The 16,373-nt window shown below is 69.8% G+C and carries 13 protein-coding genes and 1 pseudogene; 10 read left to right on the top strand and 4 right to left on the bottom strand.

What is annotated here, in order from left to right; translation table 11 throughout:
• Positions 1-59 precede the first annotated feature (59 nt).
• The 9 genes and pseudogenes from OHA30_RS17375 to OHA30_RS17415 all read left to right on the top strand — a co-directional run bounded on the left by OHA30_RS17375 (position 60) and on the right by OHA30_RS17415 (position 11,318).
• Positions 60-866, top strand: a complete 807-nt coding sequence (locus tag OHA30_RS17375; RefSeq protein ID WP_328914762.1) for a hypothetical protein — start codon at positions 60-62, stop codon at positions 864-866.
• A 97-nt stretch (positions 867-963) separates the two neighbouring features.
• Positions 964-1,683, top strand: coding sequence for a hypothetical protein (locus tag OHA30_RS17380; RefSeq protein WP_328914763.1), 720 nt, complete (start codon positions 964-966; stop codon positions 1,681-1,683).
• A 149-nt stretch (positions 1,684-1,832) separates the two neighbouring features.
• On the top strand, positions 1,833-3,074 hold the full coding sequence (gene fxlM / locus OHA30_RS17385; protein ID WP_328914764.1) for a methyltransferase, FxLD system: 1,242 nt from the start codon (positions 1,833-1,835) through the stop codon (positions 3,072-3,074).
• Positions 3,075-3,124: 50 nt separating this feature from the next.
• Entirely contained in the window at positions 3,125-3,316 is a 192-nt protein-coding gene (fxlA, locus tag OHA30_RS17390; protein WP_328914765.1) for an FxLD family lanthipeptide, read from the top strand.
• Positions 3,317-3,411: 95 nt separating this feature from the next.
• A complete protein-coding gene (locus OHA30_RS17395; RefSeq protein ID WP_328914766.1) occupies positions 3,412-6,453 on the top strand; it encodes a lantibiotic dehydratase in 3,042 nt (1,013 codons plus the stop codon).
• Complete coding sequence (locus OHA30_RS17400) at positions 6,450-7,682, top strand: lanthionine synthetase C family protein (RefSeq protein ID WP_328914767.1); 1,233 nt, start codon at positions 6,450-6,452, stop codon at positions 7,680-7,682. Before OHA30_RS17395 ends, OHA30_RS17400 begins: the two co-directional genes overlap by 4 nt.
• Positions 7,664-8,677 carry a thiopeptide-type bacteriocin biosynthesis protein gene (locus OHA30_RS17405; RefSeq protein ID WP_328914768.1) on the top strand — a complete coding sequence of 338 codons (1,014 nt, stop codon included), beginning with the start codon at positions 7,664-7,666 and terminating at the stop codon, positions 8,675-8,677. The genes OHA30_RS17400 and OHA30_RS17405 overlap by 19 nt, the downstream gene beginning before the upstream one ends.
• A gap of 139 nt (positions 8,678-8,816) precedes the next feature.
• Positions 8,817-9,579: pseudogene (locus OHA30_RS17410) on the top strand (transposase family protein).
• A gap of 467 nt (positions 9,580-10,046) precedes the next feature.
• Positions 10,047-11,318, top strand: coding sequence for a DNA cytosine methyltransferase (locus tag OHA30_RS17415; protein ID WP_328914769.1), 1,272 nt, complete (start codon positions 10,047-10,049; stop codon positions 11,316-11,318).
• A 45-nt stretch (positions 11,319-11,363) separates the two neighbouring features.
• Here the strand turns inward: OHA30_RS17415 and OHA30_RS17420 are convergent, their stop codons facing one another.
• Both OHA30_RS17420 and OHA30_RS17425 read right to left on the bottom strand, forming a co-directional pair.
• Positions 11,364-11,855: a very short patch repair endonuclease gene (locus OHA30_RS17420; RefSeq protein WP_328914770.1), complete on the bottom strand. Its 492-nt coding sequence runs from the start codon at positions 11,853-11,855 to the stop codon at positions 11,364-11,366.
• Positions 11,852-12,805 (bottom strand): NaeI family type II restriction endonuclease, encoded by a 954-nt coding sequence (locus tag OHA30_RS17425; RefSeq protein WP_328914771.1) that lies wholly within the window; start codon positions 12,803-12,805, stop codon positions 11,852-11,854. Before OHA30_RS17425 ends, OHA30_RS17420 begins: the two co-directional genes overlap by 4 nt.
• Positions 12,806-12,875: 70 nt before the next feature.
• Between OHA30_RS17425 and OHA30_RS17430 the strand changes: the two genes are divergently transcribed.
• On the top strand, positions 12,876-13,064 hold the full coding sequence (locus tag OHA30_RS17430; RefSeq protein ID WP_328914772.1) for an AbrB/MazE/SpoVT family DNA-binding domain-containing protein: 189 nt from the start codon (positions 12,876-12,878) through the stop codon (positions 13,062-13,064).
• 21 nt (positions 13,065-13,085) lie between these two features.
• On the opposite strand, the gene OHA30_RS17435 is transcribed toward OHA30_RS17430, so the two are convergent.
• Both OHA30_RS17435 and OHA30_RS17440 read right to left on the bottom strand, forming a co-directional pair.
• Entirely contained in the window at positions 13,086-14,921 is a 1,836-nt protein-coding gene (locus OHA30_RS17435) for a DEAD/DEAH box helicase (RefSeq protein WP_328914773.1), read from the bottom strand.
• Complete coding sequence (locus OHA30_RS17440) at positions 14,922-16,340, bottom strand: transcriptional regulator (protein ID WP_328914774.1); 1,419 nt, start codon at positions 16,338-16,340, stop codon at positions 14,922-14,924.
• Between the last annotated feature and the right edge of the window lie 33 nt (positions 16,341-16,373).

The raw sequence follows: 16,373 nt of genomic DNA on the forward strand, positions 1-16,373 counted from the left end.
ACTGACTTCTTCGGTTGCGTCCGCGACCGGAGCAACCCATCCCAAACGGAGGAATGACCATGCACTCGCTTCATCACGCCCCTTCAACCCCTCCCGCCTCCGGTGGTACCGCCGCCCTCGCCGCGCCCCACGCCGGAGTGCGGGCACGGGTGCGGCTGTTGACCGTGGCCCGTACCGCCGGGCTGCACCTGTCGCCGCAGGAGTCCGACGATGCCTCCGGTGGGGGTCGGGTGCTGCTGGGGGAGGCGGACGAGTCGACGGTGCGTGCGCTGGGCGACCTGATCGTCGCCGCCCGGCACGCCACCCCCGTGGCCGTCGCCCCGCCCGTCTCCGGGAGTGCGGGTCAGCGGCTGCGGGAGACCGTACGCGCGGTTGGTCTGGAGCTGAACCCCGGCACGCCCCGCACCGGGCCCGACGGACCCCGCTACCTGCTGGGCGAGGCCGATCACGCCACCGTGACCCGCCTGGCCGACCTGATCACCACCGGCCACACCCGTCTGCACCTGGCCGCCGACGACCTGCGCTTCGCCCTGGTCGCCCACGGCCTGAACGCCGAGCAGGTCAAGGTCGAGGCGGGCACCGTGGACTTGGGCTCCATCGACGTCCCCGACGCCCGCACCCTCCTGCGCCTGCTGACCGGCAGCACCGAGGACGGCCCCGACTACTCCGACGACCCCCGCGGGTACGGGCTACTGGCCGCACGGATCACCGACGCGGTGAAGACCGTCACCGGCGGCGGGGACGTCAACGCCGCCTACACCCCGTACTGCCCCCGGTGCCGGGAGGAAGCCGCCATCCTCCTGCGCGGCCTGCCCCTCCCCCACATCTCGCGCCTGACCGACCACCTCACCCGCACCGCCGCATAGCGCACAAACACAGCGGGCGGAGGACCGGATCTGCGCTCCTCCGCCCGCCAACGCCCCACCCCGCTGCCACCGCCACCGCCAGGAAGACCCAACTCCAGTGACCTCCAGCCACCGACTGCCCGGCGCAGCAACCGTCCCCTTCATCACCCTGCGCGAGAACGAGCACGACGTCTCCGACCGCTCGCTGGCCCTGCGGCCGTTCCGCAACGGCCTGGGACTGTGCTACGCCGACGAACACGACGACGACCGCGACCCCAGCGGAATCCTCCACGCCCGCGTCACCCAGACCCGCAACCCCACCAACTGGCCCACGGGCAAGCCCCGCTGGAAACAGGTCCACCCCACCCGCCAGCGCGAATGCGCCACCCACATGCTCTGCCACGTCTGCAAAGAACAGCCCAGCCGCAACGAGATGGGCATTCTCTTCATCGACGTCCTCGGCCCCAAAGCCCGCCCCGAGGCGGCCCGGTTGGAGGGGATGCGCACCTTCCAGCCGCCCGTCTGCCTCCCCCACGCCAAAACCGCCATCGACCTGTGCCCCCACCTCCAACGCAACACCTTCGTCGCCATGCGCGTCGCCACACCCCGCCTCACCGGAATGCTCGGCACCCCCTACACGATCACCGGCCTCACCATCACCCCCGCCCACACCCCCACGGGCACCGCAATGAAACAGGCGATCATCCCCTTCAACCACCCCCAACGCCACTACTTCCTCGGCGCCCAATACGCCATCGAACTCAACCAAGTAACCGTCATCGACCTCGAAGACGAACTCGCCAAGGCAACCGCTCGTGGCCGAGTGACGATCACCTGACCAGCAAGCCCCGGGGGCCGGCCATGGCTCTCCGATCGCTGCGAGTTCACGAGAACGACAGATCACCCGGCGACAGCCTCCCTGCTCAGCGGCACCATCCGCTGTTGGCCGAACACCCAACGTACGTACGAACGAAGGAACATCCCCACATGACCCGCTCGACCGACACGACCGCCGAACCCGACGAGGCCACCCGGCTGCGGAACAGCGTTGTGGACACCCTCCGCGCGGAGGGCTGGATCGCCTCTCCCGAGGTCGAGGCCGTGATGCGCGCGGTTCCCCGTCACGAGTTCGCCCCCGAGGTGAGCCTGGAGAAGGCGTATGAGCCCTACGCGGCGGTGATCACCAAGACCGACGAGCACGGGGTGCAGCTCAGCTCCGTGTCGGCGCCGCAGATCCAGGCCCTCATGCTGGAGCAGGCCCAAGTCCGCCCGGGGATGCGGGTGCTGGAGATCGGGTCGGGCGGGCTGAACGCGGCCTACCTCGCCGGCCTCGTCGGCGCTGACGGCGAGGTCACCACGGCGGACATCGACCCCGTCGTCACCGACCGCGCCCGCCGGCTGCTGGACGAGCACGGCTACGGCCGGGTCACCGTCGTCACGGCCGACGCCGCCGAGCCCATCCCCGGCCTGGGACAGGTCGATGTGGTGATGGTGACCGCCGGGGCATGGGACATCCCGCCGGCGTGGATCGACCAGCTCACGCCGGGCGGGCGCCTGGTGGTGCCGCTGCGGATGCGCGGCCTGACCCGGTCCGTCGCCTTCACCCGTGTCGGCGACCGCCTGGAGAGCGAGTCTGCGAAGATCTGCGGCTTCGTTCCGATGCAGGGTTCGACCGCTCACCACGAGGAGTTGCTGCTGGTCAACGGCACCCCCGAGATCGGGCTGCGGTTCGACGACGGGCTGCCCTCCGACCCGAGCCTGCTCGACAACGCCGTCACGTTCCCACGGTTCGAGATGTGGACCGGGGTGACGGTCGGCCTGAGCGAGTTGCTGGACACCCTCCAGATGCACCTGGCCATCACGCTGCCGGGCTTTTGCGTCATGGCCGTGGACCCGGACCTCGACTCCGGCATCGTCGCCCCGGCGAACAGGGGCTTCGCCCTGGCCGCCGTGGACGAACAGGGCCGTACCTTCGCCTACCTCACCACCCGCCGCACCGAGGACAACAAGCACGTCGAGTACGGCGTGCACGCCCTCGGCCCGGACGCCGCCGCGTTCGCCGAGACCATCGCCGCCCACCTGCGCGACTGGGCCAACGAGTACCGCGGCGGCCCCAGCCCGGTCATCCGGGTCCACCCGGCCGGCACCCCCGACAACCAGGTCCCGGGCGACCGGGTCATCGACAAGGTCCACAGCCGGATCTCGCTCTCCTGGCCCACGGCTCAGTAAGCCCGGACCAGGGTTCCCGCACCATCACCAACGGAAGGAAGGGCACCACCATGACCAGCGCCACCTTGGCCCCGGGCCCCGTACAGACGGCCCTGGACGACGACTTCGCGCCGCTCGACGTGAAGGTCGTCATCGCCGCGCACCCGTTCGGCAAGCTCCAGTGCTCCACCAGCGACGGCTGCGGCACGACCTGCGCCAACGGAGCCTCGGCGTGCAACTCCTTCGTGGAGGACCCCGCCTGATCCCAGGCATGTCCCTTCAACCGGTGGGCCGGGCCCGGCACGTGTCCGGCCCGGCCCACCGGCCACCCCGTGCCCGTACCGGAAGGGAACACCGCATGGCCTCCCAAACGGCCGTCAGCTACCGCTGGCAGGGCCCCGCGATGCTGCGAGCCAGCACCAGCCCGGGTTCCGCGGATCTGCCCCGCGCGCTTGATCTGGACGACGTGGCGGCCACCCGCATGTGGCTGAGCCGCCGGTGGCAGCAGGACGCATTCCGCGACGCCCTCCGCGCGGCAACGCCCGCGCTGACGGAAGCACTCGAAGCCGTCGTAGATGGACGGGAGACCCGACCCCGCCAGGTCCGGCGCACCGCACTGTCCACGATCTCCTACCTGCTGCGGTGGCAGAACCGCCCCACTCCGCACGGCCTGTTCGCCGGCACCGCTACCGCGGCCGTCGGAGACTCGGCCTACGCTCTGTGGGGCGAGAAGCACCGGGCGCTGCTGCGCGCCGACGCCGAATGGGTCACCGACATCATCGGGCGCCTCCAGTCCAGCCCGGAACTGCTGCGCAGGCTCCGGTTGGTGGCCAACAGCACCGCCCGCCGGCGTGGTGACCGCCTTGTCGCCGCGGGGGTCCCGGCCGACGCCCACGCCCCGCACCTGGCCCCGATCGAGATATCCCTCCGCAACACCCGGCCGGTCGCCGCCGCGATCGAGGCCGCACGCCACCCGATCGTCTACGACGACCTGCACCAGCACCTGCGTACGCGCTTCCCCCAGGCAGGCACCGACCAGATCGACCGGCTCCTGCGCGACCTGATCGGCCAGCAGCTCCTCCTCACGAGCCTGTGGGCGCCGATGACCATCACAGACGTCTTCCGCCATCTGTGTGCCGAGCTGGAACGGCTGTCCGCGGACACCATCCCCGACGTCCACGACCTGGTCACCGCGTTGTACGAGCAACGCGACGAGATCGACGCCTCGGCGCCGGACCGCGCCACCCCGAGAATGCGCGCACTGTCCCGGGCCACCCCGACACCTCTGGTCATCGACACCTCGCTCGACTGCGACGTGCAGATTCCCACGGCCGTGCTGGAAGAGGTGCAGGCCGCTGTCGCGGCGCTGTACCGGACCACCACACAACCGTACGGCTACCAGCACTGGCGCGACTACCACCGCCGCTTCCGCGCCCGGTACGGCGTCGGCGCACACGTGCCCGTCACGGAGCTGGTCTCCGACAGCGGGCTCGGGCTGCCGGCCGGATACCTCGGCTCGGAACGCGGCCGACCGCCCAAGCTCCTCACCGACCGGGACGAAACCCTGCTCGCACTTCTGCAACCCGTGCTGATGCAGGGCCGCAGCGAACTCGTCCTCACCGACAAGACGATCGACGCCCTCGCGGACGCCGCAGGCACCGAGCCCCGCTTCGTCCCCCGCGTCGAGACCGCCTTCGAGATCCACGCTCCCTCCACCACAGCCCTTACGCGCGGCGCCTTCGAGGTCGCGATCACGGCGGTGCCCCGGCCGGGCAGCAGCATGGCCGGCCGGTTCGCCCACCTGCTGACGCCCAGCCAGCAAGAGGCCCTGGCCAACGGCTACCGCACCGACCCAGCCGCGCTCACCGCACAGCTCAGCTTCCCGCCCCGCAAACGCCGTAACGAGAACGTCACCCGCACGCCCCGCCTGTTGCCCCACGTCATCGCCGTGGGCGAGTACCCGACCGCCGACGGCCAGATGATCGACCTCGATGACATCGCCGTCACCGCCGACGCCCGCCATTTCCACCTCGTCCAGCGCTCCACCGGGCGCCGCCTGGACGTCCGAGTCCTGCACGCCCTGGAAGCCGCCACCCAGACCCCGGCGCTGGCCCGGTTCCTCGCCGAGGTCTCCAGTGCCCGGTACGCCGCCTACAAGCCGTTCGACTTCGGAGCCGCCGCCCGCCTGCCGTACCTGCCCCGGGTGCGCTACCGCCGCACGATCCTCGCCCCGGCCCGCTGGCTGCTCACAGCCGATGAACTTCCCGGCCGCGCCGCCGCGCCGGAGACGTGGGACCAGTCGTTCGACGTGTGGCGCGCCCGGCTGCGCGTGCCCGGTGCGGTGAGCATGATCGAGTACGACCAGCGGCTTCCGGTGGACCTGACCCACCCGGTCCACCGCCACCTGCTGCGCAAGCAGCTCGATCACGACCGGCGCCTGGAACTGCGCGAGGCGCCCGCCGCCGAGGCGTACGGCTGGATCGGCCGCGCTCACGAGATCTGGGTCTCCCTGCGCAACACCAAGTCCACTCTGCACGCCGAGGTAAGCGACGTGCCCCCGGCCGTCGGCGCCGGACCGCCGCTGCACCTGCCCGGCGCAGGCAACGTGCTGTACGCCCGCCTGCACGCCCGCCCCGGCCGCTACGACGAAATCCTGACCCAGCACCTTCCCGCCCTGCTCACCGCGCTCGGTGACCGCCTGCCGCTGTGGTGGTTCACCCGGCACCGCGAGATGGCCCGCCCCCACGCCGACCAGTACCTCGACCTCGTCCTCCACCTCACGCCCGGCACCTACGCTGCGGCGGCCGAGCGCGTCCACGACTGGACCAGCACCCTCCACCGCACGGGCCTTGCGGCGGGCTTGACTCTTGCCGACTACCGGCCGCAGACCGGCCGGTTCGGACACGGCGACGCCATGGACGCCGCGCACCGCGTGTTCGCCACCGACTCCGCCGCCGCCCTCGCCCAGATCCGCTTCACCGATCAGAACGACACCGTCACCCCACAGGCCCTCGCCGCCGCAAGCGCCCTCGACCTCGTCCAGCACCTCGCCCCCTCCGAGGCAGAAGGCACCGACTGGCTCGTCCAACGGCTGCCGCAGACCACCGGCCGCCTCGACCCCCACCTGCGCGACCAAGTGCTCGACCTCACCTCCCTCGACGGCCGGGCCGCCATGGGTGCTCTCCCCGGAGGCGCAGCCGTCACCAGGGCTTGGCAGGCCCGCGCCGCCGCCCTGGACACCTACCAACTCCGCCAGGCCGACGCCGATCCGCTACGGGCAGCCCGCTCCCTGCTCCACCAGCACCACGTCCGGGCCCTGGGCGCAGACCCCACCGCCGAAGCCCTCACCCTCCGCCTCGCCCGGACCGCCGCCCTGCGCCAGCAGAAGGCAGTCCAATGACCGCGACAACAGCCAACGCCACCGAAATGGTGCTCCAGGCCGCCCGCGACCTGGCCGAACCCGCGCCCCCTCACCCGGACAAACCCTGGGCCGCACAGTCCCTCGCCGACGGCACAGCCGGAACCGCCCTCCTCCACATCGAAGCCGCACGCACCCACGCCCAGCCCTGGCGGACCGCCCACCGCTGGATCAGCGCCGCAGTCACCGGACAGGTCAGCGCCGCCGACACCACCGGCCTCTACCTCGGCGCACCAGCCATCGGCTTCCTCCTCAGCACCCCACCACCGGAGTTCGACCACCTCTACGCCCAAGCCCGGCGCACCGTGCACCAGCACGTCCTCGCGCTCGCCCACCGCCGTGCCGACGCAGCCCTGGCCCGCATCCACCGCGGCGACCTGGCCGCCTTCGCCGAGTACGACATCCTCTACGGCTTGACGGGCATCGGTGCCTACCTACTCCACGCCAGCCCCGAAGACGGAGCCCTCGACCGCATCCTCCGCTACCTCGTCGCGCTGACCCGCCCGCTCGCTCCAGGAGGCCGCGGCCTGCCCGGCTGGTGGGTGGGCCACGATCCCCACAGAAACCACTCACCGCACTTTCCCGGCGGCCACGGCAACTTGGGCGCCGCCCACGGCATCACCGGACCTCTCCTCCTGCTCGCCCAGGCACTACGGCGCGGCATCGAGGTCCACGGCCACCGCAATGCGATCCGGACCATCTGCGACCACCTCGACACCTGGCGCCAGGACGCCGAGACCGGCCCGTGGTGGCCCGAACACCTCTCACGCCGAGACCTCGAACACCGCCATCCGCACAGGCCCGACAACGCCAGGCCGAGCTGGTGCTACGGAACCACCGGCATCGCGCGCGCCGGACAACTCGCCGCCATCGCCCTGTGCGACACCGGCCTCCAGGCGTTCTACGAAGACGCCCTCTACCGCGCCCTGACCGATCCCGCGCAACTGGCCAACGTCACCGACACCGGCCTCTGCCACGGCTGGGCAGGCATCTACCAAACCGCCACCCGCGCCGCCGCCGACGCCCTCGACCCCCGCCTGCGCGAGCTGCTTCCCACACTCGGCGCCGCGCTCCTCGACCACACCCGCCTCGGCCCCGCAACGGCGCCCGGGTTCCTGAACGGCACCGCAGGAACCGCGCTCGCCCTGACCACCCTCGCCACCCAGCAACCCCCGAGCACCGGATGGGACGCATGTCTCCTGATCAACTGACGGAGCCGCGACCGGATGCGGCCGAACGGGCCGTACTCGACGTGCTCTCCGGCCACCCGCTCGCCGACGCCGCCCACCGAGCCGGAATGGACCCGGCGAACCTCTCCGACGCCCTCCAGGTCTTCCAACAAGCAGGCCGCGAAGCCCTCGCCGGCCACGCGGCACAGCAAGAGTGGTGGCACGCCTACCTCCACTTCACCGACTGGCCGAACGCCGACCGCACCTTCACCACCCACGTACTGCCGTTACTGAGCGCAGCAGAAGCCAACGGCACGATCGACGGCTGGTGGTACACCCGCAAACACCCCTGCTGGCGGCTACGCCTCCACCGACGCCCCGAGTTCGAGACCACGACCCACATCGGAGACGGCCTCGACCGCCTCGTCGCCGAAGACCACCTCCACCGCTGGTGGCCCGGCATCTACGAACCGGAAACCGCCGCCTTCGGCGGCCCCGCCAGCATGACCGCCGCCCACACCCTCTTCGTCGCCGACAGCCGCGAAATCCAGCAACTGCCCCTCCTCGAGGGCCTGTCCCTCGGCCCCCGCGAGCTGTCCATCCTGCTGTGCACGACTCTGATGCGCGCCGCCGGCCTCGAATGGTACGAACAAGGCGACGTCTGGCACCACGTCATCACCACCGAACACCGCTCCAGCATCACGGACATCCCGCGAGAGACCCTGGACGCAAGAGCAGCCGAAATCCGCACCCTGCTCCTGGCCGACACCGACTCCCTACTGAACCCTGACGGCCCGTTGGCCCCGGTCGCCGACTGGGTGGCAGCCTTCCGCCAAGCAGGCCGCTCACTCGCAGAAGCAGTGCAACTCGGCACACTGGACCGCGGCCTCCGCCAAGTCCTCAGCTATCACGTGATCTTCCACTGGAACCGACTCGGCCTCTCCCTCCGCACCCAAAGCGCCCTCGCCTGGGCATCCCGCACCGCCATCCTCCGCTCCTCACCCAATCCGCTTGCCGAACCTGCCATGGAGGGGTGACGAAGCCTGCCGCCCACGACAGGCAATACAGAGCCCTTTCCAACCTGATGCGTGAGCTTGGCAGCTAGGCTGACAACACGGGGAAGCCCCTGGTAGATAGGTTTTCGACCAAGAGAACCGTCTCCACCAGAGGCTCCACGTGTTTGTCTACCGTTTGGGCGTCGACGTGTCCAGCTCTACCTTCGGCTTCCGCACGCAGCAGTTGCGACGGCACCGCCGTGCGATCGGCTCACGTTGGCGGCGCTTGAGCGTCGGCCGCCAGGCGCTGCCCACACTCGCCCATCTGCGGGTGGGACACACGTATGCCCAGCTCACGGCCGGGTTCGGCGTCAGACCACGACGGCCTACCGCTAGGTCACCGAGGCTGTCCAGTTCCTGGCCGCCCCCGCCCCCAGCCTTACCGACGCGGTCCGCACCACGTCGGTGAGGCATATCTGATCCTGGAAGGCACGCTCCTGCCGATCGACCGCATTGCCGCGGACTGGCCGCTCTACTCGGGCAAACACAAGAAGCACCGGATGAACGTGCAGGTCATCACCAATCCCTCCGGAAGGCTGCTGTGGGCCTCACCGGCCCTGCCCGGCGCCGTCCACGACATCCGCGCGGTCGGCGAACACGGCATCGTCAACGCCCTCGCCGAGGTCGGCATCACGTGCTGGGTCGACAAGGGTTATCGGGGCGCCGACGGAACGATCCGCACTGCCTGCCGGGGACGCTGGAGGACCCTCTCCGCAGGCCAGAAAGCGGTGAACCAGTCCCACGCAAAGATTCGGGCACTCGTCGGGCAGGCCGTCGCCACCCTCAAATCCTGGCGACTCCTCCGCAAACTGCGGTGCTCGACCACCCGGATCACCAGCCTCGTCCAGGCCGTCCTCACCCTTCATCTGACTACCTCAGACTGAAGATGGAAAAGGCTCAGTGACCGCTGCAAGGCGAAGAAGGCCGGTTGTAGTGCCGCTGCGTCAGCCTGAGTTGCTCTGGTGGCGCCGTCGAAATTCGGTTTCGCCGCATCCTGCCGACCGGCGATCGAGGAAGGGGACCCTTCGCTGGAACTGAAGGCGTTCTTGGGGGCTGCATGGGGCTTCATCGCAGGTGGGAGCCTTTACGTGGCACCCTGCGGGCCCGGCGCAGGGGAGCCGCAGAGGCCGCGTCCCAGGCTGCGGCCGGACCTGCAATTACACTTGCGCCCCGGGGCTCGCGTTCGCGGTCAGCTGTACTCAGCCGACACGCTGGACTGTCCGGAAAGAAGCTGGGATGTTCGTCCGCAGAGAACGGGTCGCTAGTGCGTTCGAATCTAATCGGACGCACAGAGTGAGACAGGCCGGATTACGGCCTGTCGGCCCGGCGGTGTGCACGTGATGGAGGACGAATGTCGGAGCTTCTTGCGGTCGAGATCTGCGCTGGAGCGGGGGGCCAGGCCCTGGGCTTGGAGCGGGCAGGCTTCAGGCACAAGTTGGCGGTTGAACTCGACCCCAATGCAGTAGCCACGCTTCGGCACAACCGGAAGGACTGGCAGGTAGCGGCAGGTGACGTGGCCAGCCGGGACGTCTGGCGCCCGGAGAAATACCGCGGCATCGATCTGCTGGCGGGAGGGGTACCCTGCCCGCCATTCACCATCGCCGGCAAGCAGCTAGGGGCCACTGACGAACGCGACCTCTTCGCGTGGGCCGTTAGCCAGGTCAAGATCGTGGAGCCAAAGGCTCTTCTGCTGGAGAACGTGCGCGGCCTCAGCGCCAACCGCTTCGCGGCGTACCGCCAGCACGTATTGGACGAGCTCCAGAGGCACGGCTATGTGGCCTCGTGGAGGCTGCTCCAGGCATCGGACTTCGGCGTCCCGCAGTTGCGGCCCCGTTTCGTGCTGGTCGCCCTGCAGCGCGAGTTCGCCGAATACTTCACTTGGCCGGAACCGCTCGAAGGGGACAAGCCGACAGTGGGCGGAACTCTGGAAGGCATGATGGGCTCGGGCGGTTGGCGGGGCGCCAGCGCTTGGGCAGAGCACGCGCTCAGCATCGCTCCGACGATCGTCGGCGGCTCGAAGAAGCACGGTGGCGCCGATCTCGGACCTACCAGGGCTAAGGCTGCATGGGCGAAACTGGGCGTGGACGCCATGGGTGTGGCTGATACGCCGCCGAAGGCTGGGTGGACGGTGCCCGAAGGCAAGCCCGGCCCGAAGCTGACGTGCGAGATGGTCGCCCGTATCCAGGGATGGGAGGAGGGGGAGTGGATCTTCACCGGCGGCAAGACCACCCGCTACCGGCAGATCGGCAATGCTTTCCCCCCGCCTGTGGCCGAAGCGGTCGGCCGGTCCATCTACCAGGCTCTGGAAAAGCAGGGTAAGCGGGTCAAGCTGGTAGAGACCACCGAGGTGATCCACGACCCCGTCTACAAACTGCTGCGCGGGGCCGCCCGCCCGGTCGGCATGAGCCAGATCATCACCAAGCTCCAGAAGGGTGGGGTGGAGCTGAGCGAGCCCGAGGTGGAGCGCCATCTGGCCCATCTTGAACGGGACTTCGTGATCGAGCGGGCGAAGCGTTCGGGCGGCACCTACGCCTACACCCTCGGCGAGTTCAAGGCCTTCGTCGGGCAGGAAGGCCATGAGCGGCACGAGCTCTTCGCGGTCAACAAAGCCAAGATCAGCTGAGCCGCACTGGCTGGGGTCGCAGACCGCATGGCGGCCCCGGCCAGGTCACTGTTCGCCCCGGCGCTCCCGGGCTGCCCTGCGCTCGCTCACAGCCGCGACCACGGCCGTGGCGCACTCACCCGCCGGCTGGTGCTCCCAGAACCGCAGGACCAGCCAGTCGGCGTCGGCCAGGCGGGCGTCCGTCTCCCGGTCTCGGCGCATGTTGCCGCCTATCTTCTCCCGCCAGTAGTCAGGGTTGGTCTTCGGCGGTACGAAGTGCTGCTCGCATCCGTGCCAGAAGCAGCCGTCGACGAACACCGCGACCCGCACAGGGCGGAAGACCATGTCGGCGGTCCTGCGCATCCCTGCGAGAGGTTTGGCGGCAACTCGATAGCGCAGCCCTGCCGCGTGGACCAGTGAGCGGAGCGCCAGCTCCGGGGCGGTATCCCGCGCCCGGTTCCCCAGCATGCTGCGCCGGTTGGCGGCTGAGGAGGCCCAGGAGCCCTTCGGGGCTGTCCACGCCTCGGCAGAGTCTGGGGCTTTCGGTTCTTCGCTCATATCTCTGGCAGTTTCGGGACGGTTTCCTCGGGATCGGACGGCAGGGCGCGCGTCCACTGCTCTCCGCCCAATTCGATAGACGGAGCGTCGCCGTGGTGCAGCCGCGAGCGGGCGAGCCGCACGCTCACCGAGTCGCCTGCCTGGGGGATGGGCAGTCCCAGCCGACGGGCCACGTCACCATGGCTTCGGTAGTGGCCGAGGATGACGATACCGCGCGGCTGGAGCCGTGAGCGTGAGCCGCCGTTGTAGCGGACCCGCTTCATATAGTCCTCCTGCATGGCCACAGTGGCCACCACCGTCCGGCTGACCAGCTTGCCCTGGGCGCGCAAGAAGAGCTCATCGACCCGGCCCTGGCCGGATCTCTGCCCGAAGACCGCCCCCGCGTCTTCCGGGGACAGCTGGAGCAGCATATTCGCCTTCAACGGCGCATCGTAGAAGAGCCAGCGAATGGCGGCCCGTCCAGCCTTGGCCAGGGTCGTCTTCGCATCCCGGTTGCCGCCGGTGTTCAGCACTCCGGGATCGGCCCGTACCAGTCCGGCGCACCACAGCGACTCGGCGTCGTTGGCCCAGACGACGAGGAGCAGGTGGCCGCGGGCCTCCGGCGGGATCATCCACGCGCCCCGCGTCTGGGAGAACTTGCAGTCCACATCGATGCCCGCGATGCGGTAGTCCATCTCCAGGCCGTCGCCGAAGCCGAACTCGCGCTGCAGGTTGATCTCGATCAGAGTCCCCGCGTGCGCCTTTTCCGTCTTGTAGAGCTGGTCCCAGCGGAAGCGGCCGGTGTGCTGCCCGTCGAGGAGCATGTCGATGCTCCTGCGGATCGCGCCGGCGAAGCGCGCTCCGTCCAGATCCTGCCGCAGGATCGCCGCCGCCACGGCCTCCAGCTCCGCATCCTGCGCAGGCTGCGGCCCCCACAGCGGGGCCTGTACCCCTTCAATGCCTTCATCCACAGGAGGTGACCCTATCTGTCCCCGCTGCGGCGTGGGCGGGCACCGGGGCGGGCGTGGAACACTCGGTGCCATGATCCGCGAACCCGCTGAAACCGCTGTCGATGAGGACGGACGAGTCGCCTTGCCACTGGGCCTGCTGGCCGAAGCAGGACTTGATACGGGGTCCAGGCTGCTCGCCTTCAGCGACGGCGACGGCCGCATCGTGCTCCAGCGCGAGGCGGACGCGCTGGACCGGCTGCTGCACGACGGCTCGCTCTGATCCGCAGACCGCGGGCGGGGATCAGCCGCGCCCGGGTTCCGCTCCCCGGGCATGTCTGAGGAGCGCCTGGAGGTCGGCCGCGTCCATGCCTGCGGCGAAGGCCGGCTCCTCTTCAAGATCGCTGAGCATCTGGACCGAGGGGTCGTCCAGGATCCTGCCCATGAAGTCGAGCTTCTCGCCCAGGCGCATGGCGACAACCTCGTCCGCCGTCCCCTCTGACGCCAGCACAGTGATGCGGGTCACGGTGTCTGGGGGGAGGCCGAGCCGGTGGATGCGGTCGAGGCTCTGGAGGAAGCGCCCGGCCTGGAAGTCGCGGTCGATGTACACGGCGTCGTGGCAGACCTGGTGCAGGCTGATGCCCTCGCCGAGAGTGGCCGGATTGGAGATGAGGACCGCGCAGTCCCCGTCCTCACGGAACCGGCGCAACTGCTCCTCCCTGTCCAGGGTCCCCCCGTGGACGACGGCCGGGCGGTAGTCCGCGAAGAGGCGCTCCAGGGTCGTGATGCTCCGCACGAAGCTCGCCCATACCAGCGTCTTGCGCCCTTCGGCGGCGTTGGCCGCCACGATCGCCAGCGCCTCCTGGTACTTGGGCGGCACCTCATAGCTCGGCAGTTTCCGGAGCAGCGCCATGAGGGGGTCGCCCTCGGGGACGGTGAGCGGCGGTACCCGGAGCGAGAGGGGCTCGTACTTGGTGGCGCCCTCGACGAGGAGTGCCGGGCTGGTGGCAGCCATCAGCAGGCGGAGCACCGCCTTGCCCAGAGCCTGGAAGTCCGAGCGGCTGGCCTCGGCGCGCGCGGTGAAGCGGCCGACCATCGCGTCGTAGATCTCGCGGTGGAGCGGGGGCATGGGCAGCATCCGCAGCCGCAGGTCGACGGGCGGGAGGCCGAGCTCCTGCTTGGTCGTGCGGGTGTAGAGCGGACGCAGGACGCGGCTGGCCTCCGCGAGGTCGCCGCCGTCGACCGCCTGTGTCACCACCCGGCGGCCATGGCCGGGCCAGACGAACGACAGCAGGTTCTCCAAGTCCTTCGCCCCGTTCGGCGCCGGGGTACCCGTGAGGATGAGCCGGCGGGTGCTCAGCGGCCCCAGCGCCAGGCAGACGGCCCCGTATACGCCGGCGCCGCCGAGCTTCATGCGGTGGGCCTCGTCCAGGACCAGCATCGTGGGCCCAGACGTGAGCCAGTCCGCCAGGCCGAACTGGGAACGGCCGAGCCGTTCGTAGTTCACCAGGAGGACATCGGCGGAGTCAGGCATCCGGCTGCCGAGCACCTGGACCTCCAGCGGCCGTTCGAAGCAGACGCGGCTCTCGTACTGCCACGCCTCATAGGCGGACTTGGGGCTGACGACGAGCAGCCTGTCGACCTCGCCGCGCTCGCGGAGAGCGGCGAACACGGCCAGCGCTACCCGGGTCTTGCCGGCACCCGGCACGCTGAAGTTCGCCCCGTGCCGCAACGACAGCAGCCGGGCCGCGTCCCGCTGCTGGAAGGAGGTCAGACCGCCGCGCCATCCGTCGCCCAGCAGGTCGTCGAGGTCGTCCGGCGCGACGGCTTCCCCGTCGGTCCCGCCGTTGAGGAACTGCTCCGCGGTCTCGGCGGTGTCGAGCATCTCCTCGACCAGTGTCTGGAAGGCAACGTCCCAGACGACGCCCTCCGGGTCGGGCCAGCCGGCGAGTGCTTCGATGCCCCCGACGAACTCATCGACCGGGATCGCGGCGGCATGCAGCTCAGTCATCCGGCCGCTGGGAAACCGGGACAGCAGCCGGGCGAGGTCTGCCTTGTACTCCGGAACCGTGCGCAGCAGTGCCCGGGTCCGACTGATGTCGAACCCGAGAACGAGGCTGGGAGCTGCGGTATCCGGCACTCACAGCCCTTCTTTGAGCAGTCCGACCAGCCAGGAGGTTTCGTCCCCGGGCTCGGGGATGGTGCGCTTGACCTCGACGGCGAGCTTACCCAGGCTCTTCCTGAGCTTGGCCACTGCGTCATCGAAGGCATCCTCGTCGAGGCTGCGCGAACTGCGGGACATGACCAGGTCGGTGACGCACTGGTCGATGTCCTGGCACGCGTCGGCCAGCCGGGCGGGAGCGGCCTGCTTGCGCTTGCGGACCCGGACATCCTTGCCGACGAACTCGAGGGACTCCTCGAAGGCGTCCTTATACGTGGTGAGGGTGTGCTGCGCCCGGACCCCGTCGCGACTGCTGAGCGATACATCCGCGGAGCTGATTGCCCGGGCCTGGAGGAGCGCATCGGTCATCGCCCGGGCCGAGGCCAGCCTGTCGGACGGCCCCTTCACCGACCGCGCCAGCCCGGGGATCTTCACCTCGCCCGCAGTCGGCGCCGCGGGCTGCAGGTCCTCGGGGAGTACCCTCGCCAGGTAGCGGTCCTGGAAGTCGGACTCGATGAGCCGCACGTCGGTCTTGGAGAACCCCAGCGCGATGGCCGAGAGGCGGGACTCCAGCATCAGCTCCGCCTTGTCCGGATTGCTGGCGGCCTCTTTGGCGTACTTGCGGTGGAGCTCCCGCAGCTTCTCCGTGTGGTCCTCGAACGCGATGAGCGGGAGTGCCTTCCCGCTGGCCTCGCTCCTCTTGATCATGGTCCGGATGATGCTGAGGACCCACTGGTCCCGCCGGCACGCCACTACGGTGCTGCGGAAGGCCGTCGCAATGGCCGGCAGCGACGTTCCCTGCGCCGCCATCTCATCGATGGCAAGCAGCCGGTTGATATAGGAGTAGTCCCTGCGGTGGTCTTTGCGCAGCTGGAGCGAGAGCTCGACAGCGGCGATGTCCGACCAGTTGCACGACTCGGGCAGGACGGCGACCCGCATAGTTCGGGCCGGCCCGAACTCCTGCAGCAGTGCTGCGCGCCGGGTGTTGCCGTTGACGAGGACGCCGTCGCGGGTGATCAGGCCGGGGTCGCTCTGCCCGTAGTCCCGGAGGCTCTCCGCCAGGTGGACGAACTCGGGGTCTGGACGGGAGGGATCAGAAGGCAGGGCCTTGAGGAGGAGGTCGAGGTACTCCTGGCTCTCGTTGCTCCACGGCGCGCTGTCCAGCATCCTGTCCCGGCGCACGTCATGGCTGCGCTGGGCGCGGATGCGGTGTGTGGCCGGGTTGTAGTAGAGGTCCCCCACTTGCATCTCGATGACGTCGAAGTGGCCGGGCTTGCCCCGCCACTCGATCGTCAGGGTCTCGCGTGCCCCGTCGGCATCGGCGAGCTCTTTGAGCCGTCGCGTCACCGTCGCGCGGTTCTCCTCGGCGCGGGCGGGGCGCCCGAAGTCTTGCGTCACTGCACTCTCCCCCTGCTGGATATCTTGTTCGCC

It is taken from the genome of Streptomyces sp. NBC_00223, from assembly GCF_036199905.1.
Lineage (GTDB): Bacteria > Actinomycetota > Actinomycetes > Streptomycetales > Streptomycetaceae > Actinacidiphila.